Raw genomic sequence first — 24,504 nt, forward strand, 5'->3', positions numbered from 1 at the left:
GGGGTGGGTGACATCAATTTCTTCCTCTTCAGATTAACCAAATTATTTGCGTAGTCCACAGGTTTTGACTCTGATCCTATTATTGTTGTTGATAGAAATTTCTATTTTTTTGATAAGGCCAATAATTTCTGAAAAGTATTTAGGTTTCGACCCGTACTTACCACTTTCAATTTACGTTCAAAGTAGGCATTATTCATTTTTGACTTTGCCATACCTTGAGGTATATAGAAGTATAAAATGTTTTTTTTAACATTGAACCATTCGTCTCCGTGATCAATTGAACGAAGAGCTTCCGTGAGTGCAGTTTCTGGTGCTTGGTTTAGTACGGTAATGAAAAGACGACTTGGATCTAAGTTTTCATTTTGAGGCCCTTCCGTTATTATATTTTCGATTTCCAGAGGCCGTAATGCAAATACAGGAATATCCAATTGGAATTTTAATTGGATAAGACTTTGTATTCGATTTTCTATTTCGGCTTTTGATAGATCTGATTCCAAAATGATATTGCCACTTTGTATATAAGTTTGGACGTTTTTATATCCCGCATCTTTAAGTTGTTCACGTAAATCTGCCATTTTGATGATATTTTTGCCCGAAACATTTACGGCACGCAGTAGTATCACGTAAGTGTATATGTTATCCATGCTATTTTATAAACCACAATTTAAATAAATGCAGCTAATTTACTCGTTGTTCTGTAAAAAATCGAATGCTCCTTGCCTTAAATTGATCCCATATTCTAGATATGCTTTAAGGCATGCTAAGAAGTTAGCCCATCCCTCTGTTTGTTTTTTCATCTGTTCAATCCCTTCCTCATTGATAGGCATCTCTCGTTCAGTGATTTGGATAATGGTACTGTTGCTTTTTCCTGCTGTAAGTTGCATCTCCACAAGTTGATGTTCTTGTCCGCCGCTCCAATCGAATGAAATGTAGTACGGCTGTTTGATTCTTTTTCCTGTTACCGGAAAAGAATCTGAAAACTCGGGGAATGTCCATTGGACGGTGCTGTTCTCTTCTAATACGCCGCTGCTGGTCGCTATAAAATAACCGCTCATCTTGATTGGGTCGACAATCGCTTCGAATACTTCTTCGATATTCTTTTGGATTTCTATTTTTGCATTTGCAGTAAGCATCATTTTGTTACTTTTTGAGATTCTCGATTTCAATTTTGGCCATTTGCATTAATGCTTTATTGGCATCGGGATATCGTTGCAGAATGCTAGAGAGGTTTTTAGGAACAATCTGCCAGCTTACACCAAACTGATCTTTACACCAGCCACAACGGCTCTCTTCTCCTTTTGCTGTGAATAAATCCCAATAATAATCTATTTCATCTTGGTCATCGCAAGAGATGACGAAAGAGACACCTTCATTAAAAGAAAAAGACTGGTCTACACCGCTATCCATAGCCATTAAGGTAAAACCTTCCACAATGAATTGTGCATGCATGATTTGTCTTTTTTTCTCGCCGTCAGGATAAGGTATATGCCCTTGTGATTTAAAATGTTTAAATGTTTGTGCATAGAAATGTATAGCTTCTTGGCATCTGCCTTGTTGTGGTCCGCAGAACATAAGTGTAGGAACGAGTTGCTGATTGTTTACATCTTCCAGTTTTCCTAAGTAAAACTGCCAAGAAACACCATGTAAATCACAAAGCCAACCGTAGTGTGGGCTCCAAGGGTATGACTGTAAAGACATAAGAATTTCAGCTTGGGGTTCAAACGTTTGCCAGAGCTTCTTGATTTCTTCTTCGGTTTCGCAGATGATCATAAAGGAGATGGCATTGTTTGGTCTGAAAATCGGTCCACCATTGATGCCTATAAAGGGAACTTGGAGGATTTCGGCAGAGACTACAATAGGGTTTGATTCTATAATCTGACTACCGTAAAAAGTCTCGGTATAGAAATTAAATATATCTGATGCGTTGTTGTTACACCAAATAGCTGGATAGATTTTGCTCTTCATGTTTCTCCTTTACTTTTCTAGAATGCCTTTCAGGTTTTTTAATCCTGTTTCAAAATCTTTGCTCATATCGAATAGAACGTTCATGATATTGAAAGGATAGGGCATCTCACCGTCGATTTCCCAAGTCACACGAGTACTGCTTTCGTCTATTGGAGATACTTCTATAAACGATTTGTTGGCTACGTCAGAGCCATTGAAAAATAAATCCATGTCAATTCGTTTTTGAGGTTCTATTTTGGTGATAACCTGCTTTCCATCGCCAACTTTTTTACTTTTCCATTCGTAAGTAAAGCCCACTGTTCTATCCGTTCCTGTATATTTTTTTTCAATATTAGGATCTTGTTTAGACCAAGCATCGTACGTGCCCTGCTTTTCTAATGAGGAAACATAATCGAAAACTTCTGTAACGGGACGATTGATAACGATTTCACTACCAGCATGAAACTTTTTTGGAAGGAAAGCAGCGATAATTAATACCAAAGCTATAATACCGACAATGGTGATCAAAAGGTATTTTAAGAATTTCATTGTTATTGCCCCATTTTTTTATTGCCCTCAAAATGAATCATCCATGCGATGCCGAACTTATCTGTGAATGATGCAAAAAGTTCAGCAAAAAATGTTTCGCCAAGATCCATTTCTAGATTTTGAGCGTCAACAGCAAGTTTATCGAATAGTGTGCGGGCTTCTTCCGCAGTATCGGTGTCCAACATAATATAGGATCCCGTGCCATAGGTTGCCTTCTGACCGAAACTTTCAATACAATCGGACCCCATAAGCATCACATCTTTGTTGATATGAAGGGAGGTATGCATAACCTTGTTTTTATCTTCTTCGGGTGTTGGAAAGTTAGGATCTTCGGGTGTGTCTCCAAAACGATATACACCTGATAGTGGGCTTTCAAAGACCGTTTGATAAAAGGTGAAAGCTTCTTCGCAATTACCATTAAAATTTAAATAAGCGTGTACTTTTGCCATAATTTTGTTTGTTGAATGTGAGATTATTTGGTGAGATATTCTTCAAGATTGTCTAAGCCCATTTCATATCCTTCTTTAAAACCCATAGAAAGTAGAGTTTGAAGGTCTTCTTTTGATCGTGCTACAATTTTATTTTCGATTAAGGTACCTAATTCGTTTTCGCTAAACTCCGTTCTCCAATACATCCTTGGAAATCCTTCATTAATATTGCCTTCTTCATCTGTAAAGCTATCCTGACCTTCTATTGCTGATAGGGGTTCTATTTGTTCAAAAGTGAAGCTAGCCCAAGCTTCTTCTCCTTCAGGACCTTTCATAGCATAAATCCATTTTCCTTTTTCTCGAAAATCCATACTTTTAGTGTTGCAATGCCAAGGTTTTGGTGCCCACCACTGATCAAGTATTTCTGCATCTGTTCACGCACGCCAAACTTCATCGAGTGTTGCAGGAAATTGTCTTGAAACGCGAACTTCTTTTCCAGAGTCCGCTACTATAAATTGAATAGTATTCTTCATGCTCATTTTTTCAATATTTAGTAGTTTATACTTGTGGTGAACTTTTTTGTTCAACATTGTATCAAAGTTAATTGCATCAATCCTATTCCCACTTGTCATAAGACAAGATTTTAAGCCCACTCTTACAATCGTATAGCTAAGCGATACAACAAGTGAATCCTCCTTTTGTTCCATTTACAAGAATTATCTTTTTATTAAATGTTTTTTTGACATTTATATTTGTATATTAGGGACGTAAACCTATTTTAAATTTATGAAGAAGCATATTTTTTCAGTACTCTTCTTAGGTCTGACACTTGGAAGTGTGTCGGCTCAAACTACCATTCAATTATCATCAGATCAATCGGCGGTTAAAATCAGTAAACATGTCTATGGTCATTTTGCTGAACATTTGGGTCGTTGCGTTTACGACGGTTTCTATGTGGGGGAAGCAAATACAACAATTCCTCATACCAACGGTGTTCGAAATGACGTGATAGCTGCTTTAAAAGAATTGGAAATACCAAATCTGAGATGGCCAGGAGGTTGTTTTGCAGATACCTATCATTGGAAAGATGGTATAGGTCCAAAAGAAAATAGACCATCAATCGTAAATAACTGGTGGGGAGGGGTGACGGAGGATAATTCATTTGGTACGCACGATTTTTTGAATATGTGTGAATTATTAGGTACGGAACCTTATTTGGCCGGAAACGTCGGAAGTGGAGAGGTGCAGGAACTGGCGGATTGGGTACAGTACGTTAATTTTCAGGGACGGAGCCCAATGTCTGATTTACGTCGTGAAAATGGTCGCGAAAAGCCTTGGAATGTTAAGTTTTGGGGAGTGGGTAACGAAGCTTGGGGATGTGGAGGAAACATGACCGCGGAGTACTATACAGATATCTATAGAAAATATGCGACCTTTATGTCTGATTGGACAAATACTGGAGGCTTGTACCGAATTGCATCTGGTGCAAATAGCGCTGACTACCATTGGACGGAGACCTTAATGAAAAACCTTCCTAAAAGTTTAGTTAAAGGGGTCGCTCTTCATCATTATGCAGTAATAGATTGGAGTAAAAAAGGTGCATCTGTTGAGTATACTGATGATCAATATTTTCAAACGATGAAGTCGGCTTGGTTTATGAATGAGTTAGTAGAAAAGCATAGTGCGATTATGGATAAATATGATCCTAAAAAAGAGGTGGCGTTAGTTGTGGATGAATGGGGTGGATGGTATGAGGTGGAGCCAGGCACTAATCCCGGATTTCTATACCAACAAAATACGATGCGCGATGCTATGATTGCGGGGATGACGCTAAATATTTTCAATAATCATGCTGAACGTGTTCGTATGGCTAATTTAGCACAAACAATCAATGTTCTGCAAGCTGTTATTTTAACAAAAGGTGAGAAGATGATTAAAACACCGACCTTTCATGTAATGGAAATGTATAAAGTACATCAAGATGCTACTTTAATTCCTTTAACGTTAGCGAGTAAGCAATGGGAGAAAAATGGTGAATCTATCCCTGCAGTTTCTGCTTCTGCGTCTAAAAGTAAAGATGGAAAAGTTCATCTTTCTATTGTAAACATCGATCCCACAGCAAAACAGGATATTACGGTCAATTTAGGTCAAACGTATAAAAATGTATCTGGTCGTATTTTGACAACAAAGAAACTTCGCGATTTCAATGACTTCGATGCGAATAATCGAATTGTACCAAAGGCTTTTGAAGATGCAAAATTGAAAAAAGATTTAGTTCAGTTGACTTTACCTCCTTTTTCGGTTGTCGTTCTAGAGCTTAATTAAATTAATTTTCATTATTACTACCTCATTATGCATCATGGCATATTTGAGCATCTAACGGAGATAGTCTTCAATATTTGAAGACTATCTCCGCTATGAAAAGTGTTATTAAGAGGGTTTGTATTTATCGTTTAGACCTTTACCTGTCAGTATTAGAGGGATAATTTTTTCTATTCTGGCCATTTTTGTTTTGTCTTGCTTAGCTTCCTCAATATAAATGATGTAGTCTTTCCTTTTTCCTGGGGTTAGTTGTTCAAAAGCTTCCTGTAATTTTAGATTTGCATCGAGTACGTTTTTTAAAATACCTGATACAGTTTTTTCTCCCATCTTTTCCATTTTGATTTCTTTTCCGTCAAGAACAGTCTGTATCGCTTCTTCGATGTACATTTTTACTTTGTTGACATCTATTTCGGCTATACTTGTGATACGCCATTGACGTAAAGATTTTGTTTTACCTTCGGAAGCACTTACTAAAACACCTTCTGGATCGGATAAAAAAACACCATTATAAAACCAAATAGCAAAGTAATTTTTGAATCCCCTGTATGAAAATACATTTTTATTCCGAAATGTATAAACGTCTCCTCCCCATTTGAAGGTCTTTGTTAGAGGGAGTTGATCTACAATTTGTTCTATGATTTTTGTTGCATCTTCCCACTGTGTATGATAACGCTTCCAGTCGGGAGAAGATTTCTCCTGCAATAAATTGAGGTTGAATCGTACTATTTTTTGTATAATATCTTTCGGTAGGGGTCTGTCTATAGGGAGCTGAATAGCGCCTTTTGTTGTTTTATACGTCGACAGTGCTTGGCTAAAATGTTCTATAGCGGTAGATCCAGGATAAATTCCTAAATGATTTTTATACAAGGCGAAATGGATTAAATTACCGTTGAAACGGAAAGTAGGCATTTGGTAACTAATAGTTTCCGAAGCTTCTGGTGCTACCTCATGTATAGCCTTGCGTACTTCTTGAAGTAATATTTGTTCTTCTGGCGAGTAAAGAGCAATGTATTCGTCTACAGTTGTGAAATTTTTATCCATAATACTTAACGCTTAGATTTCATTGCAGCGACCTTAGTTACCTCCGGATCTTCTAAGAGTTGTAAATACTCACTAGAAGAACTATTTACTAGTTTGACTTTTCCTTCGCTATTGGCGTGGATTCCCCAACCGTATTGTTTTGTTAAAGGTGACGTTCGCAAACAAGGTTGACCTTTTGAAAAAAACAGCATACGCGCTTGCTCTAGCTCTTTTTCAAGTAGTTCTTTACGTTGTGCATGGATTGAAAAAATAAGACCGTCCGAGGTAAAGCAATAGGGATGACTCATCAATAAAGCGTATTGGTAATTTGCTATCGTTTTATTTTCGCCTTTTTCGACTGGACAGATTCCTGTAACAGCCTTTGTATCTTCGGCTACGGTAATAAGTGTATTAAAGTAATTAGTGCTGTGCGTTTTCATTTCTGAATACTTTGTTGAAATTTAATGTCACTCTAAATTCTAGAGCAGGCTACATCGGTATAATTATGGATTTTCGTTAATTATAAATTTGTCATGTCTCCATAGATACGTTCTACGTAGTTTTTGAAATTGTTGAGTATTGCTTGCCAACCGTCACGTTGCATTTCTATAGGATTTTCATGTTCTGGATCAAAGCTCGTTTTTACCTCTGTTTGTGTCCCACGACTTGTGAAAGTGATATTGACACTTCTTCCATCGGGTATGTTATACGAGATGCGTTTGAAGGGGATTATACCTGTATAGATACCTTCAAAGTCAAACCCAAAACTTCCATCTTTTGCTTCCATTCTATTTTTGAATTTACCACCTACACGTAAATCGTTAATGGACTGCGTGCAGTGCCAGTCATCTGAAGCTTGGTTCCATTGCATGATATCTTCTGCGGAATTATAAGCGTTCCATACTGTTTCTACACGATTGTTAATTGTTGCTTTGATTTGTATAGCTTCCATATGTTATTCTTTGTTTTTTACTAAAATCACATTGTCGCAGGGATCTTTAATCCAATGCATTTTGGACTGATCAATAGCTTCAATTTCGTCGCAAAAACGAACCTCATTTGTGTGCAGATAATTCGTTGTTTCCATTATGTTCTTTGTAAGGATTTCGAACCATATTTTTGACGATGTTAACTCCTTAACACAATCTAACCATAATATGTTTTGTCCGAAAGTTAAGCGATGTGTGGCGAGTACTGTAGGATGAGTAATCGGAATTTCTTCCACATCAAACAATAAAATGTCACGGTAAAAAGCGACTGTTTCCCGATATTTTTCTAAAGGAATTTTCATGGCGATATTGATTCCTGCATCAAAGCTAATTTCCATGTTGCGTGTGTTTTGTTGTGTATGTACTTCAAAAATACAGCTACATTTGATGAACACACTTGTCTTAGGACAAGTTTTCAAAAAGTCCTATTTTCCAACGAGCTCTTTGCGAATACGACTTAACGATGTATCGGTGATTCCCAAGTAGGTCGCAATAAATTTCAAGGGCGCTTGTTGCAATATTTGGGGTTTAGCTTCTAAAAGTTGCTTATAACGATCGATAGCTGGCAATGTTATAATATCTAATGCTCTTTTTTTTGTTAAAAATAATTGATAGGCCATCCATGCCCGACCCCATTCGGTTAGTGCGGGTATGGTCTCAAATAATGCCTGAAAATTTTCGAAATTAATTTTCCAAAGGGTACAGTCTGTTAAACAAACGATATTTTCCTGCGTGGGGATATGATGGAAAATCGAAGCTTCTTCAATAACAATTTCATCTTTACAAAAGAAATTTGTACTGATATCATTTCCATCGTAATCGTAAACGAAAGAACGTATAATTCCATCTTCTAAAATGTAATAACAATCGCTAACTTGACCTTTCTTTAGGATGAAATCTCCCTTTTTTAAATTTACTTTTTCGTGCTGGGCAACGATCTGTTCAAGATCAACCTGGGTCATCGAGGGATATTGATAAATTAACTGAATTTTGTCTGGATACATAGGAAGATGCTTATGAACGTTTATGCTGGTTATTGCTGTCTCGTAAAATCAAACTAATTAATAACTAAAAGTATAAAAATCTGCGGATTGTTTCTTACTAAAGAGCTTAAATATCATAAAAAAAGCCACTTATTTAGGAAGTGGCTTTTTTTGCTAATGGGTGAATATCTTAGAAGTCGAATTTGATGCGCGCTCGTATACCATGTTTAGGGGCGTCGGGCTGATCGAGATAGTTCAGGCGTCTTACATAATCCACACGAATAAACTTAAAGATATTCGAAAGACCTACGCTGGCCTCCACATAGGGTTTGTTGCTGAATCCGTACGTGATTGGAACGTTATCTTCATTTTTCTGAAATTGCAATACCTGATTCGTGTAGCTTGGATTATTCTCATCGCGAAGTCCTCCGTAAATAACTTTTGCACTAAATACTTCTCTCCATTTTAGTTTCTTGATAAGAGGGATTTTATTTAATAAAAAACCATTCATGTAATATTGTATGTTGGTAGAGACCGAATGATCACTTACAAACTCTAAGAAATTCATAAGGTTGTAAGAGCGCAGTTGATACGCGTACGTTTGATTGGCGCGATGTATGTTTAAAAACGGAAAAGGTATATTATCACCTAAAATATAATTTCCTTCTACGTTTACATCAGCGTATCCTAACTGAGAGAAATAAAAGCGTTTGTCGACGCCCAAAGTAAAGTTATGGTAGTTATAGTCACCGTTTAGCACATTCTTTAACCCTGCGACATAATTCAGATAGAAAATAGGATACTTATTGAATATCGGGGTTCTATATAGTTTTCCTTGGTAAAACTCTTCATTGGGAGCATAGCGCAAACTAGCGGAAAGTTCCGTTGTGTTTAGTTCGTTAAATACAGTATTGTTACCATTAGCGTCCAACATTTGATAAGTGAGTATACCAGCAGGTTGCTGTTTCCATTTTGACAAGCCGATAGTGTAAGAGAAGTGATTTTCAAACTCTTTTTTGTATTCTAGACGATAGATATCATTGTAGAGATAACGTTCGTTTTCCCCCCGTTTGAAGGAAAGTAAAAAATTATCTTCCTGTACAAATTCTAAATTTTGCCCTGGTATTTTCGTATCTCGCATAACGGATGCGCGCAGGTAATGTTGTGGAAACGTATATACAGATTTGTTATTTAAAGCGTATGTTCCACTCAGAAAATATTTCCACTTCTCATCTTTGAATCCATAAGCCGCATAACCTTCTGCATAGAATCTTTTGCTTAATAAATCTGTCGTACGTCCACCCAAACGAAGCCTAAATCCTTCTACGGGATTGAAGCTATAAAAAGTGTTAACTGGACCAATTTCTACGGGACCTGCTTGTTTATAACCAGACAACACAAGGGCACTAATATCCATGAAACGTTGAAATGAAGGTATAAGCTGTAACGTATCAATATTTTTATAGATATTCTGTTCCTTTGCTTCCAAAGGAATCGGTCTATGCATCGTCCAATAATCGTCTGGTTGCGCCGCCTGCTGTTGTTGTCCTTTTTGTTCATAGACTTTGATAACAGAAGGTCCAGAATAAATGCTATCGGGTTGTACAACGCCCGTTTTGAAATCTTCAAAAGTTACTGTTCTATTCCCCTTTATACCAGTACCTTTGTCCGTTAAGGAGAAGTCTAAACCTAAGGAACTTGTTTTGAGGTAATAGCGCTGTTGTTGATCTTGTTGGAATTCGAGTTTAACATCGAGATCTCTGACGAAGTTTAAGTTGATATCATCAGCAACACTTAATTCTGCACGTTTTACCGCATACTTCCCATCTAATGTAATATAGAGTTTCCCTTGGAATAACAGATCCGCCTTATTTCTAGGAAAAAAACTTAGCTCAACGAGATAAGGAGTTACCGTTTTAACGGTATCTGTGATGTAGAATTTATAGAAAGTGGGGGATGAACCAGCAATTGGGCTTAAAAATTGATTCGTAACAAGCTCAATATTACTTTCATAGATGTCAATATCTTGGTACAGTTTATTAAAGTAAGCACTCAAACCATTGTTATCAATAAATTTTGGATCGAATTGTGCCCTTTGTTCTGCTAATATTAATTGTTTGGTATTGTTTGGTTTTTTGCGGGTATAAATTTGTGACAAACGCTCTTCAATAAAGGCAGGTAAAGTATATCCTTTTTCTACTTGGCCTTCTTCAGCATCTTCTTTCTCAAACAGAAACTGATAGTTTTTAAAAACTTTTCTATTTTTAAACTTTTCAGAGAGATTGCTCAATCCAAGGGATATTTTTTCATATTGTTCATATTCCGCGTACTCATAGGCTTCTATGCGATTTTCATCTTTGTGCGCTATTACTTGACGAATTAACTCTACCGCGGGATTATTTTTATTTGAATATTTAGATCTCCGAGGTGCTTTCACTGTAACAGCTTCTATGGTGTTTTCTTCGGGAACAAGGTATATATTGAGTTCCTGATATGTTTCGCCACTTATGCTTACATCTTGCGATTCGTAGCCAACATATGAAATTCTGATTTTGGAGAAGCCGGGTTCTACATTTAATGCAAAGTTCCCGTTATCATCTGTCGATGTCGCAGTCGTTGAACCTATAGCGGCGACTGTAGCATATCCAATAGCTTCCTTGTTTGTTACATCCATCACTTTGCCCTTAATATGCAGCGTTTGTGCGAAAGACACAAGGGAGATCGTGATAAACAAAACAAGCATTCCTATTTGTTTGCTAGCTGTTTTTATATGATATCTAGACATAATGATATTTTATAAACTATCGATTTGACTTTTGAACTAACTAAGTCAAGTCTTTGGAAATTCGAACAAAAGTAACAATAGTTTAAATATTTGAAAAGTGAAATGCTATAGCATTCTTTATTGTGACTTTTTTTTGATTTTTCTGATTTTAATATTACAATTAGAAAGGATCCTCAACTGTAAAACTGACGCTTGATTTGCTGCGCGGATGTACAAATTCAATGAAGCCAGCATGTAGATGGAGTCTTTCTGCACGTGTACCGTATAGATCATCTCCCACAATAGGATGATTTAGGCCTAGCGAGTGTGCGGCATGTACACGTAGTTGGTGGGTTCTGCCGGTTTGTGGAAAAAAATGAACCCTTGTAAATTCTCCTTCCTTAGAGACTACTTTAAATAAAGTCTGCGCAGGTTTGCCATACTCGTAACAGACCATCTGACGAGGACGATCATCTAAGTCTACCCGAATGGGTAAATTGATCTCGCCTTCTTTCGTGGCCAATTGACCGTCAAGAAGGGCCGTATATCGCTTTTTAATGGTATGTTTAATAAACTGATCTTGTATAAACTGATGAGCATCTTTATGTTTGGCCAACACAAGAATGCCTGAGGTTGACATATCCAAGCGATGGATGATGATTGGCCCTGTTATATAAGGAAAACGTTCCATGATGCGGTGTTGAACGGAGTCCTTAATATTAATACCCGGCACAGACAAAAACTCCGAAGGTTTATTGACCACGACGATATCGTCATCCTCAAAAATGATTTCTATGTCCTTACCTTCGGCCGGATTCTCTAACATCGGATTCTGATCAAGAACTAGTCCATCCAACATATGTGTTAAAATAGGTTCGCATTTACTCTTACAAGCGGGATAAAATGTTTTATGGCGACGTATTTCGGAAGCAGGAGAAGCTCCCCACCAGAATTCAGCTATGCAAACAGGAAAAAGGTTATTTGCGTAGGCGTATTGAAGAAGTTTAGGCGCAGCACATTCACCAGCTCCAGCTGGCGGAATAGACACGTCATAATCGTTGAAGATTTGTAATACACTTTTAGGTTGTCCTTTTGCGTTGAGAAATTGGTACTGGTCAAATAGTCTACGTTGTAAATTAGAAGATTTCTCTTTCCTTAATGCACGTAGTGATTCTATTTCGTGTTGGAGAATGTGTAGTTCATCCTGCAACTGTTGAATATTCTGCTTCCAGTAAGTTTTCAATACCGCGTGCTCGTGCTGGTCTCGGTAACTTTGCTTGACGAGATCTTCTTCTAAAATTTTATAAGCTTCTTCTGATAGTATAGGCTTGTTTTCGTCCCGAGACTGCTTTCGAGCAGCTTTTGCCTCCTTCATCTTATGACGGTCTGCTCGAAGTGAACTAGCCGCCTTTTCTTCGAGTTCTTTTAACTCTTTTTGTAATAGCGGAATTTTTACATCGTTTTCTAATTTTCCTAAGGTCCTGTTCAATTTATTAATTTCTTCTTCTTCGAGGATAAAGAAACTGTTTTTTTGGAGCATATCGAAAATAGGAGGCACGAGGTAACGATGCTGATTAGATCCAGCTAACTTGCCGGAGCATGCGGCTAGGTACGCTAATTCTCCAGTTGGTGTTTCCACAACGAGTACACCGAACATCTTGCCAATAATCAAGCCATCCATAGCTGTTAGCCCAAAATTGTGTACAAAGTCGTCCTGCGTTTCTAGGTATTCTTGTAATTCTGTTGCAGCAATTTTACTTAAAGGATGGGGTTCGTAACAAAATGGAAAGGTGAATTTTTCTGGTTTTTTAATTTCAGAAATATCTGTTTTGAATGTATGAAGAAAAAGGGCAGATGTAGCCATGACAATACTTTTTTGCTGTACAAAAATAGAAAGTTTGTCGCTAATTTTAGATAAACTGAATAGGGGTGTGGTAGTTAAAAAATGCTAAAGCTATTTTTGGGCATCAGATTGTCATTTTTTGAAGACAAAGACCGAGGTGTACCACCATTTAGTGGATGTCCGCCATATCGATTTTAGCATGGTTCTTGCTTAGAATAAACGGTGGAATTTGATGTTATGGTAGCTGTATTTTCCTATACATGAACAGGCTACAGGCATTAATTATTCATATGGATAAAAATCAAATTGTATATTCTTAAAATTTAAATTCATGAAAACAAGTATTGGTATTAAAGAAAACGATAGACAGGCGGTGGCTTCTATTTTAAACAAATTGTTGGCTGATGAACATGTCCTCTACGTGAAAGCTCGCAATGCCCACTGGAATGTAGAAGGTGCAGACTTTCATGCCCAGCATTTATTTTTCGAAAGCATCTATGATCAACTGAGTGAAACTATTGACGAAATCGCTGAACGGATTCGGTCTATTGGTCACTATGCTGTAGGTACGATGAAAGAATTTTTGGCATTGACGGAATTGACCGAGATCCGCTATGATAAAAATGATAGCAAGGGGTTTATTAAGGAATTGTTGGTTGATTTTGAGTCTATTATCGTCTATGTTCGGGAGCAAATTGATACTGTGGGCGATAAACATCACGATGCTGGTACAGAGGATTTTTTAGTAAGTATCATAGAGCAACATGAGAAAACTGCGTGGATGTTACGAGCACATTTGCGTTAAGAATTTCTGATAATTAGGATCAACTTTCCTTTTTTATAAAAAGGAAAGTTTTTTGTTTAGACTAATTTAAATTTAGCAAGAGAAATTTCTTCAAGTCCTATTATATTTGTGAAATAATAAATAATTGACAAATGAAGAAATTCTTTTTTACTGTTCCCAAAGGATCCCTTGCGCTGAGTCTCACGGCTTTTATATTACGTTTTGTATTTGGATTACTGATGATTCCACATCATGGCTACGCTAAGTTAGTCGAGTTTAACGAACGTAAAGGTCAATTTATGGATTTCTTAGGCTTAGGGGGGACGTTTTCGCTCAGTTTAACCATATTTGCAGAGTTCTTTTGTTCTATTTTATTGGTCATTGGTTTATTTACTCGTTTGGCGACCATACCTCTTTTAATTACTATTTTGGTGATTTTCTCTATACATAATTGGGAAATTTTTGGAAAACATGAACTGGTTACTGCTTTTTTGGGGGGCTATCTGGGCATATTGCTGTTGGGACCTGGCAAATTCAGCATAGATTATCTCTTATTTAAAAAAGGAAGATAAACAAGAAAGGATCGTGATTACGATCCTTTCTTGTTTATCTGTTTAGTTAGTTGTACAAAATTGCTCCCGAGACATTCCAAAAGCTAAAGCTGTTACCTTCTGGGGCACCTTGTGGTATATGTACACGTATCGTATGTTTGCCTTCCGGTAGATTTCCTAAATTGATATAATTTGGAGTAGTCACTGTACCGGGGCACCAATTGGAACGACTGAGGTCTGATGAGGATAAACCATTCTGGAAATTCCCAGACACAGGATTGAATAGGCGATAGGAGCCACAATCTGTGCGCCAAGGTGTAAATTTAAAAATCAATTTATTATCGATATAGATACTGTTTTCTTTGGGAACAAATTCGTCCCCGTTTTCCCAACCTCCATGACCTGTCGATATGTAACGAAGTTGAACATCTGTTGCTGCTTTAGGTAAATCAAATGTGACTTCTAAACCATGTTGTTGACTAAAAAATGTTGCATAGGTTTGACCTCCCATTTCCATGACATTCGTACTGTTGAAAATAGGGATGATGTGTGTGTAGTTCATTTTTGAAAGTCCTTTATGAAATGTCATTTCTAAACTTATGGTATGTCCTCCTTTGTCATAGTTGCCAATGTATGCGCCTATATAGACTTCCTTGCCTGATAGAAGGGATAAAAACTCAGATATATCTTGTCTATAAATGACCGAATCTTGCCAGGTTTTATCTTTTAGTGTTAGGCGGTTGTTAAAATGAGCTATACCAAATGGGGTAAAAAAGCGCATAAGTTCTAATAACGGTGAATATCCTGTGGTACGTACCATGCCAGGGTATTTTTGACCATCTCCATTGTCATATAATGGAAGTGTATGCATGCCATTTTTCATGCCGTCTAAAAAGGTCTGTGCCTGATCTTCCGCTATCATGAAGACAGATCCCGTTCTATCATAGGCATCACCATTTGATTTTTCAATAAGTTGAATAAAAGCCTGTCCTTGCTTGTCTACCGCTGGGATTTTTACCCGCTTTAGAATTACCGTTCCGTGCGCAAAACGTATTATACTATCCGATTTTGGTGTTTCGGTAAAGTTAATCTGTTCATTTTTAAAAATTGGAACTTGTATAAAACGACTTCTCCAAAGCTCATCTTGATAAGTTAATGGGTCAACCAAGGGCGAGAATGATCTAAGAGAAGCATTTGAAGGAACATGTTTTATCTTTTCTATCTTAGTGGCGGTAATTTTTGTATTCCCGTTTCTTACATATTCCAATACCAAGCCTATATTTTGACCGAATTCGTTGGGGGCTCCTTTTACATGGAGTTCAGTGGTATACCAAAGCTCTATTTGATTTGAATTTACAGAAAGGGTAGCTTTTTTACAGTTGTATCCCAAAATTTGCTTGCGGTCTGTTGTATTCAGATTTATACTGTTCTTTTCTAAACTGAAGGTGTCCAACGTTGCAATTTCCCTATCTGCAGATATGTTTGTTACTTTGTATAAATGATTATTTTGCTCTCTGTAGATATAAAGAACCTCATAAGGGTAGGGCATGAGTGATTGGATAATCGGTGTAGAAGTAATAACCGTTTGCTTACTATCCGTAAATACTATTATGTTTTTCTCCTCTGCGCTTGTCTTGTCGTGATAACTTTGCTGATAAGTAACTTTGTAGGATTGTGCATGTAGTAAGCTAAACAAAAAATAGGGTAAAATCGAGATAATAAATTTCATTGGACGTTTAGTAAAGAGGGGATTTTTGATTGTAGTGAATAAGCTCTTTCAGAAAAAAAGGCGATAGAAATTTCTATCGCCTTTTTTTATATTTTAAATATTATTAGTCTTTGATACTAGGGACCGTTACTACTTCATTGGTATCTGCATCGTAATTCACATTAACAAAGTTGAAGCCGAAGAGATTAAAGAAATCATTACGATAACCTGCTATATCCGAAATTTCTTCTAAATTTTCAGTGTTTGCTTGTTCCCAAAGTTTAGCAACTTCAGACTGTACATCTTCACGCATTTCTAAATCATCTACACGGATTCTTCCTTTTTCGTCTAAAGGTAATTCCGCATTGGAATACAACCTTTCAGCAAATAATCGTTGCATTTGCTCGATCGTACCTTCGTGGATTCCTTTCTCTTTCATTACCTTATAGAGTAAAGAAATATACAGAGGAACTACAGGAATTGCAGAGCTAGATTGTGTTACCAATGCTTTATTCACAGAGACATAGCTCACGCCATTAAGGTCTGCTAAAAGGTCATTAAGCACAGGGACAGTAGCTTCCAAATCATCTTTAGCTCTTCCTATCGTACCATTTCTGTAAATTGGATAAGTAAGTTCAGGGCCTATATAAGAATACGCAACGGTTTTTACACCTTCTGCAAGTACATTCGCCGCTTTTAGTTCTTCTATCCAAAACTTCCAATCCTCGCCACCCATAACAGCAACTGTGTTTTCGATATCTTCCTGGTTTTCTACCGGCTGAATAGAGATGTCAGAAACAACACCAGCATGAAAATCTACTGTTTTGTTAGTGAAAGGCTGATCAATAGGTTTCAAGACAGACGCATGTGCGATTCCCGTTTTTGGATGGGTACGACGTGGCGACGCCAATGAATAAACAACAAGATCTACTTGTCCTAAATCTTCTTTGATTAGTGCAATAGCTTGTTTTTTAATTTCGTCAGAGAAAGCATCTCCATTTATACTTTTTGCGTAGAGCCCAGCTTCTTGAGCTTGCTGTTCGAAGGCTGCGCTATTATACCAACCAGCAGTGCCTGGTTTCCCTACGGCAGCGGGTTTTTCGAAAAACACACCTATTGTTGCGGCGTCAGAACCAAATGCAGCGGTTATTCTTGAAGCCAACCCGAAGCCAGTAGAAGCACCAATTACTAATACTTTTTTTGGTCCGTTCTCAATTTTACCCTTAGACTTTACATAATTTATCTGTTGTCTAACATGCTCCGCTGTACCTTCTGGATGCGAAGTCAAGCAGATAAATCCTCTTACGCGTGGTTGTATAATCATAATATTTTCTATCTATTCAAAAAATAAAGACGCAAATTAACTAAATTTAATAGAATTAAGAGAACATCTAAACGTTAATTCGTTTCAATTTAAATTCGTTAATCTGTATTGAAAAGATATTTACAGCAAGTTTATGTCTTGTCCCGCCAAATGAAGACGATGATTTTGATCCCAAATACTAACCTGAACTTCACCAATATGCGCTTTCTTTAACATAAACATACATACCCTCGATTGCCCTATTCCCCCGCCTATAGACTGTGGCAATTGATCATTGAGAAGCATGGTATGAAAAGATAATTTTGTGCGTTCCTGATTATTTCTAACCGTAAGTTGATGTAATAACGCGGTCTTATCGACACGGATGCCCATAGAAGATAATTCGAAGGCTGTATTTAATATCGGGTTCCAAACCAAGATATCACCATTCAACCCTTTGTAGCCATTTTCATTATCGGTACTCCAGTCATCGTAATCGGCGGCTCTTCCATCATGTGGAACACCATTACTCAAATTAGCTCCTATACCGTATAAAAATACAGCCCCATGCGCTTTAGCTATGGCATTTTCGCGCTCCTTTGGGGAAAGGTCGGGATAAATAGATAGGAGTTCTTCAGAAGATACAAATTTTATTTCCTGAGGTAAAACCGCTACTTTTTCAGGATAACGCTGTTGTACTTCTTGTTCTGTCTCATATAAAGCGTTGTAAATCGTTAAAACAGTATTTTGGAGGTAGGAAAGGTTCCGATCAGTCAACGCGATATGTTTTTCCCAATCCCACTGATCCACATATATAGAATGAATAGGCGTATAGTCTTCATCGGGACGAAGGGCTCTCATATCTGTTAAAATACCTTCTCCTTCTTCGATATCCAGCTCTTTGAGACGAACGCGTTTCCATTTCGCTAAAGAGTGTACTACAACAGCACGTTGATCATTTAGTGATTTGATAGGAAAACCGACAGGCCGTTCTACTCCATTTAAATCGTCGTTGATACCAGTACCATCTAATACAACTAGTGGCGAAGAAACAGGGATGAGGTTTAATCCCTTAATTAATTTTTTTGAAAAAGTCTCCTTTACAAACGTGATGGCTTGTTCGGTTTTTAGTAAGTTACGTCCCATATGATGTTAGCGTCCAAATAACAATCATCATTGTTGTTGATTGTTATTTTTTTAAAAAATAAGGGTAAAATTAGTGATTTTATTGGTTTGTTTGATTTTTTATTGAAAATATCGTAGTAATAATAAAGGCCTGTTTTAAAACAGGCCTTTATTAAGATATAGGCAGCTTTTTATTATACTGAAAAGCTCTCGCCACAGGCACAGGTACGGCTGGCATTCGGGTTGTGAAATTCGAAACCTTTCCCATTTAAGCCTTCTGAATAGTCTAATTCTGTACCTGCTAAATAAAGGTAAGATTTGATGTCTAGGCAGATTTTCACACCTTTATCTTCACAAAATTGATCTCCTTTTTTTTCTTCGTTATCAAAGTTCAATTTATAGGATAGTCCAGAGCACCCGCCACTTTCAACAGCTACGCGTACAAAATAGCTGTCATCATATTGCTCATTCTGCATGATTTGCTGAATACGTTCTTTTGCTTTATCTGTGATAGTTACCATTTCGTGTATCGTTATTGAAGTTTATACAAAAGTCGATAATCTTTCTAATTTTTGCAATTAAAGAGGGTTGTACAAATGTCAAATTTAATCAATTAATCCGTCTTTATACATCTTCCAAATAGGAGATAATTCCCGCAAGTTCTGAACAGTTCCAATAATCTCTTCCACAAATCGTTCAATTTCCTCTCTTTCGTTAAATTTGCTGAGACTAATACGGATACTACTAAAAGCATCGTCATCGTTAACATGCATGGCCTTAAGTACATGAGAAGGATCTAAGAGTCCCGAGGCACAAGCCGAGCCCGAAGACAGCGCAATATGGGGGAGAGCTGTTATTAGCTCCGCCGATTTTAAATGCCGAAAAGCGATAAAACTAGTATTGTCAAGCCGATGATTTGAAGCGGCATGAACAATAACTTGTGGAACTCTATTGACAATTTCTTGTTCTATAAAATTTCTGTAATCTTTTAGTTGGGCATGGTTTTTCGCAATTTCTATCGCCTTGCCACAACCAACGATATAGGGAACATTCAATGTCCCTCCTCTAAACCCTTGTTCTTGTTTACCTCCCGTGATAAGTGCAGGAATTTGTATAGGTTTTCTTTTTCTACGTATAAAAAGAGCTCCAATTCCCTTTGGTCCATGTATCTTGTGCGCACTAAAAGTTAGGATGTCTATGGGAACTTCCTGTAAGTTGATTTCTTTTTTACCTACAAGTTGTGTGGCATCACAAAAATATAAGACGTCTTTTTCTTCGCAAATCCTGGCAATCTCCAGATAAGGATGCAGAACACCGGACTCATTGTTAGCTGCCATTAACGCGACAAGTATGGTATCATTACGTATGCTATCCCGTAATTGTTGCAGATTAATAGCACCGGATTCATCTACGGGAAGGTACGTGATTTCAATGCCCTTGCGTTCGAGGTTAGCACATGTGCTAAGTACTGCTTTATGTTCCGTCTGACAGGTGATAATATGACTGCCTTTTCTTTTGTAGGCCTCAGAAATTCCCCGTAATACAGCGTTAATACTTTCTGTTGCACCTGATGTGAAGAAAATTTCGTTATCCCGAGCTCCCAATTTGTTTGCGATTTGATGGCGAGCTAGCTCTACGGCTTGATTGGCTTCTCGACCTAAACGATGTTGTATGCTGGATGCATTTCCATAAGCTTCCTGTAAAAATGGTAACATGGCATCTAATACCGAAGGGTCTATTTTTGTTGTAGCATTATTGTCTAAGTATATCCATGACATAAATTAAAGGTAATCTAAACGAATGACAGTTTGGTTTTTTTTGTGCAAATAATTATTTAATAACAGGTGGATTTACAAATTTTCAAAGAAAATAGGAGGAATTCAAAAAGTAAATTAGATAAAACGATGGATGCTGTACGATAATATTTTAGATTTGTATTATGGAAAAATTTGAAAGCAGCATTGAAAAGTTAATTGACTTAGTCATTTTAAAATTGCCAAGCGTTCTTATTGCGCTCGTTATTCTTGTTGTAGGAAAGTACCTTATTAATCTTGCATTGCGGTTGATAGCACGTCGTTTTGAGAAGAAGAATGTAGATCGATCTATTCGTAGTTTCCTGAGTAGTTTGATTAAATTTTCTCTTTATTGTTTGCTTTTTCTAACTGTAGCTAATACTATGGGAATTCAGACGACTTCCTTTATCGCGGCATTATCTGCTTTTGGGTTAGCGGTGGGGTTGGCACTACAAGGAAGTCTTTCCAATTTCGCTGGCGGAGTGCTTATCTTGCTCTTCCGTCCATTCGAAGTAGGAGATTATATATCGAGCAACAACGGTTCTGAGGGCACAGTAGAACGTATAGATATCTTATATACCACTTTGCTTAGCGGCGAGGGAATCCGGGTTTTTAGTCCCAACGGTACTCTTGCGAATTCCGTTATCAAGAACTTTACGAAAATTATTTCTCGTCGATTTCAATTCATCGTTGGTATCTCTTACGATGATAATATCAAAGAGGCTAAAGATGTTATACTCGCGCTCATTCAATCCGATGAACGGATATTAGATACACCTAAGCCGGAGATTTTTGTTAGCGAATTGGCCGATAGCGCTGTCAACTTAACAATTCGTGGTTGGGTAAATAAAGAACAATTTTGGGCGACACATAATGAATTACAAGAAAGAATAAAATTGGCACTGGATGCAAAAGGCATATCTATTCCTTACCCTCAAACAGAGATGCATATCAAGTCCGATGGTACTATTTTAGCGAGTCTTCCAAAAAAAGATAAGGATTAATCTAAGGAACGAGTTAGAATATAGTATTTATATGCTAGAATAATACGCTCCCAAGGTTTGAGTCGGCTTGGGTCTTTTTTATAAAGTCTGGGTAATAAGCGTTTGTTTACTTTATTTAAAAATTTGAATAAGGCTTTTTTCATATGAATATTATTGTTTATAAGTATTAGATTTCATCGGAATAAATGAGCTCATTACATTCGGTTTGTATCATGGACATTTCATATTGATTCGCACTTTGCTATGTAACGTGTAAACTGTTAAATGGTTTTACATTTATAAGATGTAATTTTGAACTAGTTGATGATAGTCAGCAAGTTCTTTTTTTATCCATTGTTCATCTTTTCCCAATTGTTGTGCCATAGTTTTAGCGACAAGAGGGGCCGCTTGCAGAGATGCTTTTGCGTTTAATAATAACATCCGTATACGACGGGCTAGAAAATCTTCCACTTTGAGAGCCATCTCGTTTTTGCAGGCCCATATAACTTCCGCAATACAGAAATCAAATTCAGGATGTATTTTCTCGGCAAATGAAGGGTTTTCCTTTATTAAAGCTTCAATATGGTGAATATCTGCTCCGTATATCTGCCAATGATCATCTCGTTTTTGTGTATCGTAGCCATGAATTCTTAAGTGTTTGGTTTGACAGGTTTGTGGAGTGAGTTGTCCTACTTGAATTGCTAAATTCACGGCCTCTTCTGCCATTTTGCGATATGTAGTCCATTTACCTCCTGTAATGCTAATTAAGCCTGATTGACTTGTAAACAGCTTGTGATCCCGTGATATCTCTTTTGTTTCTTGATTATCTCTAGGCGCTGCTAGAGGACGTAAACCAGCAAAAATGCTTCTTATATGGGTATGACTCGGTGCTGGGTTTAAATAAGAACCTGCCGTATTGAGGATAAAGCTTATCTCCTCGGCCAAAGGTCGGGGTTCTATCTCATGCTCATTTAACGGAGTATCTGTCGTCCCTAATAGTACCTTTCCGTGCCAGGGTACTGCGAATAGTACACGCCCATCACTCGTCTTTGGTACCATCAGGGCATCACTGCCACCTAAAAAATGAGCATCGAGAACAATGTGGGTACCTTGACTAGGTCTTACGAGATTTTGGTGATCAGGCATATCTAATTTCAAGATATCGTCAACGAAAATTCCGGTAGCGTTAATAATAGTTTTCGCTTCCGCTGTATACGTTTTTTGCGATTCGCTATCGGTAAAAATAACGCCAGTTGCTTTTCCATTTTTATCCTTTGTTATTTGAATAACGTTGGTATAGTTGAGAACGGTAGCGCCATGCTCATTCGCTGTTTGCGCTAGATTTATAGCAAATCGAGCATCGTCAAACTGACCGTCAAAGTATGCGATTCCTCCGATCAGCCCCTTTTGTTTTACGGTCGGGATTTGCCGAATAACGGCTTTTTTTGATAACAACTTAGATTTTCCTATTCGTAAGTCTCCTGCCATCCAATCATATAGTGTTAATCCGCTAAAGTATTTAAAGGCTGAGAAAAAATGATAAAGCGGTATAATAAAACGTTGAATAGAAGCAAGGTGTGGAGCATTTTGAAAAATAAGACCACGTTCATGTAAAGCTGCATATACGAGTTTGAAGTCTCCATTTGCTAAATACCTTACGCCGCCATGCACAAGTTTGGTGCTTTTGCTAGAAGTACCTTTCGCAAAATCATGTTTTTCAACAAGCAGCGTTTTGTACCCACGAGAGGCAGCATCTACCGCTATTCCCAGACCAGTTGCTCCGCCTCCGATGACTATAATATCCCATAGTTTTTCTGATTGGAGGCTCTTTATCGCATCAATCCGCGTGAAATCTCTTATTTGTACGTTGTTTGAAGCCATATATATGTACTCCATTAAAATTAGAATAAAAAAGTTAAGGAAAGAAACTTTTTAATACGTTTATCGTGTGACCATTTTTACGTCTGAATTAGAATGTTTATCTTGTGATTAGCACTATACGTATTATCTTAATGTACAGGAAGAGATACGGTTTATGGATAAACGTATACCAACAATACTGTGACAATCTGGTTATTAAGGATAAAAAATACTAACTTAATACCTTCATCTAAACTAAAGCTAATCGATAATGAATGAAAAACACACATCTAGACGTGATTTTATAAAAAGATCACTTATTGGTGCTGCTGCTTTCTCGATCGTTCCCCGTTATGTATTGGGAGGAAAGGGTTTTCTGGCGCCAAGCGATCATCTTACAAAGGGAGTTATAGGAGTTGGGGCTATGGGGCGAGGACACTTTGATTATGCCGGAACGAAGACTGTTGCAATATGTGATGTAGATAAAAGGCATCTTGCATTGGCTCAACAAGCGCTGGGCGGTGGAGTCAGAGAATATACTGACTTTAGAGCATTGATAGAAAATCCAGAAGTTGATATTGTCCATATTGCTACTCCACCACATTGGCATGGCATTATGGCGGTAGAGGCTGCTCGATCAGGAAAGGATATTTGGTGTGAAAAGCCGATGACTCGAACCATAGGGGAAGGAAAGAAAGTGAAGGAAGCTGTGGCACAGCATGGAAATATCTTCCGTTTAAATACCTGGTTTAGATTTGATGCCAATTTCTATGGAATGAATGTTCCGGTCAAGAAAATAAAGAAATTGGTTGATACGGGAATGTTGGGATGGCCACTTAAAGTTACGATAAGTAAACATACTGGTTTCGATTGGAAGTTCTATTGGGTAGGAAAAGAGAACTTACCTATAGAATCTGTTCCAAAGGAATTAGATTATGATATGTGGCTGGGCCCTGCGCCTTACAAACCGTATAGTTCGCATCGAGTACATACTACATTCCGTGGCTATTGGGATTATGATGGCGGTGGATTGGGCGATATGGGACAACATTATTTAGATCCGGTACAGTATTTTTTAGGTAAAGATGAAGAAAGTCCTGTTAAAATAGAAGTAGATGCCCCTCAACAACATAGCGATGCTGTTGGTACATGGCGTAAAATCACCTATACCTATGCTGATGGTTGCCAAATTGTTTTGGATGGTGCTGGTACAGAAGAAGGACAAGCTTATATTGAGGGACCGAAAGGCAAACTTTACAAAGGTTTCGTGTCTGATATTCCAGACTTGGAACATAAACTTTTAGCATACCCTGATCCTGCACCTCAGGTTACCGATTTTCTTGAAGCTTGCCGCAGCCGTAAAAAATTTGCGCTGAATGAGCAGAATGGGTATTATTCTGCAACTTTGGTAAATTTGGGATTGGCAGCATTGCGGTTAAACCGTACATTGGAATTCAATTCCTTGAAACAAGAATTTGTAAATGATGAAGCAGCTAATCGATTACTCAATCAACCGATGCGCGGTCCTTGGTCAATCTAACTAACCTAATAAAGA

The 24,504-nt window shown here is 37.5% G+C and carries 24 protein-coding genes; 5 read left to right on the forward strand and 19 right to left on the reverse strand.

Annotated features, from left to right (window positions below):
* Positions 1-101: 101 nt before the first annotated feature.
* Genes ACSZOX_RS03115 through ACSZOX_RS03140 form a run of 6 tightly spaced genes read right to left on the reverse strand, consistent with a single transcriptional unit; the run spans position 102 to position 3,343 of the window.
* Positions 102-644, reverse strand: coding sequence for a DUF1697 domain-containing protein (locus tag ACSZOX_RS03115; RefSeq protein WP_437918295.1), 543 nt, complete (start codon positions 642-644; stop codon positions 102-104).
* A 39-nt stretch (positions 645-683) separates the two neighbouring features.
* Positions 684-1,136 carry an SRPBCC domain-containing protein gene (locus ACSZOX_RS03120; RefSeq protein ID WP_437918296.1) on the reverse strand — a complete coding sequence of 151 codons (453 nt, stop codon included), beginning with the start codon at positions 1,134-1,136 and terminating at the stop codon, positions 684-686.
* 4 nt (positions 1,137-1,140) lie between these two features.
* A complete protein-coding gene (locus tag ACSZOX_RS03125) occupies positions 1,141-1,965 on the reverse strand; it encodes a VOC family protein (RefSeq protein WP_437918297.1) in 825 nt (274 codons plus the stop codon).
* A gap of 9 nt (positions 1,966-1,974) precedes the next feature.
* Positions 1,975-2,493 carry an SRPBCC family protein gene (locus tag ACSZOX_RS03130; RefSeq protein ID WP_437918298.1) on the reverse strand — a complete coding sequence of 173 codons (519 nt, stop codon included), beginning with the start codon at positions 2,491-2,493 and terminating at the stop codon, positions 1,975-1,977.
* A 2-nt stretch (positions 2,494-2,495) separates the two neighbouring features.
* Complete coding sequence (locus ACSZOX_RS03135; RefSeq protein ID WP_437918299.1) at positions 2,496-2,942, reverse strand: VOC family protein; 447 nt, start codon at positions 2,940-2,942, stop codon at positions 2,496-2,498.
* Positions 2,943-2,965: 23 nt separating this feature from the next.
* Positions 2,966-3,343, reverse strand: coding sequence for an SRPBCC family protein (locus ACSZOX_RS03140; protein ID WP_437918956.1), 378 nt, complete (start codon positions 3,341-3,343; stop codon positions 2,966-2,968).
* Between the two features lie 364 nt (positions 3,344-3,707).
* On the opposite strand from ACSZOX_RS03140, the gene ACSZOX_RS03145 reads away from it, so the two are divergent.
* Positions 3,708-5,246, forward strand: coding sequence for an alpha-N-arabinofuranosidase (locus ACSZOX_RS03145; RefSeq protein WP_437918300.1), 1,539 nt, complete (start codon positions 3,708-3,710; stop codon positions 5,244-5,246).
* A gap of 105 nt (positions 5,247-5,351) precedes the next feature.
* Here ACSZOX_RS03145 and ACSZOX_RS03150 read toward each other — a convergent pair whose 3' ends face one another.
* The 7 genes from ACSZOX_RS03150 to ACSZOX_RS03180 all read right to left on the reverse strand — a co-directional run bounded on the left by ACSZOX_RS03150 (position 5,352) and on the right by ACSZOX_RS03180 (position 12,863).
* Entirely contained in the window at positions 5,352-6,284 is a 933-nt protein-coding gene (locus tag ACSZOX_RS03150; RefSeq protein ID WP_437918301.1) for a DUF1801 domain-containing protein, read from the reverse strand.
* 5 nt (positions 6,285-6,289) lie between these two features.
* Positions 6,290-6,703, reverse strand: a complete 414-nt coding sequence (locus ACSZOX_RS03155) for a DUF6157 family protein (RefSeq protein ID WP_437918302.1) — start codon at positions 6,701-6,703, stop codon at positions 6,290-6,292.
* An 80-nt stretch (positions 6,704-6,783) separates the two neighbouring features.
* Positions 6,784-7,215: an SRPBCC family protein gene (locus tag ACSZOX_RS03160; protein WP_437918303.1), complete on the reverse strand. Its 432-nt coding sequence runs from the start codon at positions 7,213-7,215 to the stop codon at positions 6,784-6,786.
* A gap of 3 nt (positions 7,216-7,218) precedes the next feature.
* Positions 7,219-7,590: a VOC family protein gene (locus ACSZOX_RS03165; protein ID WP_437918304.1), complete on the reverse strand. Its 372-nt coding sequence runs from the start codon at positions 7,588-7,590 to the stop codon at positions 7,219-7,221.
* 87 nt (positions 7,591-7,677) lie between these two features.
* Positions 7,678-8,256 carry a Crp/Fnr family transcriptional regulator gene (locus ACSZOX_RS03170; RefSeq protein WP_437918305.1) on the reverse strand — a complete coding sequence of 193 codons (579 nt, stop codon included), beginning with the start codon at positions 8,254-8,256 and terminating at the stop codon, positions 7,678-7,680.
* 169 nt (positions 8,257-8,425) lie between these two features.
* Positions 8,426-11,020 carry a DUF5686 family protein gene (locus tag ACSZOX_RS03175; RefSeq protein ID WP_437918306.1) on the reverse strand — a complete coding sequence of 865 codons (2,595 nt, stop codon included), beginning with the start codon at positions 11,018-11,020 and terminating at the stop codon, positions 8,426-8,428.
* Between the two features lie 160 nt (positions 11,021-11,180).
* Positions 11,181-12,863, reverse strand: a complete 1,683-nt coding sequence (locus ACSZOX_RS03180; protein ID WP_437918307.1) for a pseudouridine synthase — start codon at positions 12,861-12,863, stop codon at positions 11,181-11,183.
* A 310-nt stretch (positions 12,864-13,173) separates the two neighbouring features.
* Here ACSZOX_RS03180 and ACSZOX_RS03185 point away from each other — a divergent pair, with 310 nt between their 5' ends.
* Both ACSZOX_RS03185 and ACSZOX_RS03190 read left to right on the forward strand, forming a co-directional pair.
* Positions 13,174-13,647, forward strand: a complete 474-nt coding sequence (locus ACSZOX_RS03185) for a Dps family protein (RefSeq protein WP_437918308.1) — start codon at positions 13,174-13,176, stop codon at positions 13,645-13,647.
* Positions 13,648-13,778: 131 nt separating this feature from the next.
* Positions 13,779-14,198 (forward strand): DoxX family protein, encoded by a 420-nt coding sequence (locus tag ACSZOX_RS03190; RefSeq protein WP_437918309.1) that lies wholly within the window; start codon positions 13,779-13,781, stop codon positions 14,196-14,198.
* A 46-nt stretch (positions 14,199-14,244) separates the two neighbouring features.
* Here ACSZOX_RS03190 and ACSZOX_RS03195 read toward each other — a convergent pair whose 3' ends face one another.
* From ACSZOX_RS03195 to ACSZOX_RS03215, 5 genes are all read right to left on the reverse strand, one after another.
* Positions 14,245-15,906: a PNGase F N-terminal domain-containing protein gene (locus ACSZOX_RS03195; protein ID WP_437918310.1), complete on the reverse strand. Its 1,662-nt coding sequence runs from the start codon at positions 15,904-15,906 to the stop codon at positions 14,245-14,247.
* 103 nt (positions 15,907-16,009) lie between these two features.
* The gene (gene fabV, locus ACSZOX_RS03200; protein WP_437918311.1) at positions 16,010-17,209 is read right to left on the reverse strand and encodes an enoyl-ACP reductase FabV; all 1,200 of its coding nucleotides are present in this window, start codon (positions 17,207-17,209) and stop codon (positions 16,010-16,012) included.
* 120 nt (positions 17,210-17,329) lie between these two features.
* On the reverse strand, positions 17,330-18,334 hold the full coding sequence (gene asnA / locus ACSZOX_RS03205; RefSeq protein ID WP_437918312.1) for an aspartate--ammonia ligase: 1,005 nt from the start codon (positions 18,332-18,334) through the stop codon (positions 17,330-17,332).
* Positions 18,335-18,507: 173 nt separating this feature from the next.
* Positions 18,508-18,834 carry a HesB/IscA family protein gene (locus tag ACSZOX_RS03210; RefSeq protein WP_437918313.1) on the reverse strand — a complete coding sequence of 109 codons (327 nt, stop codon included), beginning with the start codon at positions 18,832-18,834 and terminating at the stop codon, positions 18,508-18,510.
* 84 nt (positions 18,835-18,918) lie between these two features.
* Positions 18,919-20,091, reverse strand: a complete 1,173-nt coding sequence (locus ACSZOX_RS03215) for a cysteine desulfurase family protein (RefSeq protein ID WP_437918314.1) — start codon at positions 20,089-20,091, stop codon at positions 18,919-18,921.
* Positions 20,092-20,252: 161 nt separating this feature from the next.
* On the opposite strand from ACSZOX_RS03215, the gene ACSZOX_RS03220 reads away from it, so the two are divergent.
* Positions 20,253-21,110 (forward strand): mechanosensitive ion channel family protein, encoded by an 858-nt coding sequence (locus tag ACSZOX_RS03220; RefSeq protein ID WP_437918315.1) that lies wholly within the window; start codon positions 20,253-20,255, stop codon positions 21,108-21,110.
* A 276-nt stretch (positions 21,111-21,386) separates the two neighbouring features.
* Here ACSZOX_RS03220 and ACSZOX_RS03225 read toward each other — a convergent pair whose 3' ends face one another.
* Positions 21,387-22,985: an FAD-dependent oxidoreductase gene (locus ACSZOX_RS03225; protein ID WP_437918316.1), complete on the reverse strand. Its 1,599-nt coding sequence runs from the start codon at positions 22,983-22,985 to the stop codon at positions 21,387-21,389.
* Between the two features lie 235 nt (positions 22,986-23,220).
* On the opposite strand from ACSZOX_RS03225, the gene ACSZOX_RS03230 reads away from it, so the two are divergent.
* A complete protein-coding gene (locus ACSZOX_RS03230; RefSeq protein WP_437918317.1) occupies positions 23,221-24,489 on the forward strand; it encodes a Gfo/Idh/MocA family oxidoreductase in 1,269 nt (422 codons plus the stop codon).
* The last annotated feature ends 15 nt before the right edge of the window (positions 24,490-24,504 follow it).

This window comes from Sphingobacterium sp. LRF_L2 (assembly GCF_965644235.1).
GTDB lineage: Bacteria > Bacteroidota > Bacteroidia > Sphingobacteriales > Sphingobacteriaceae > Sphingobacterium.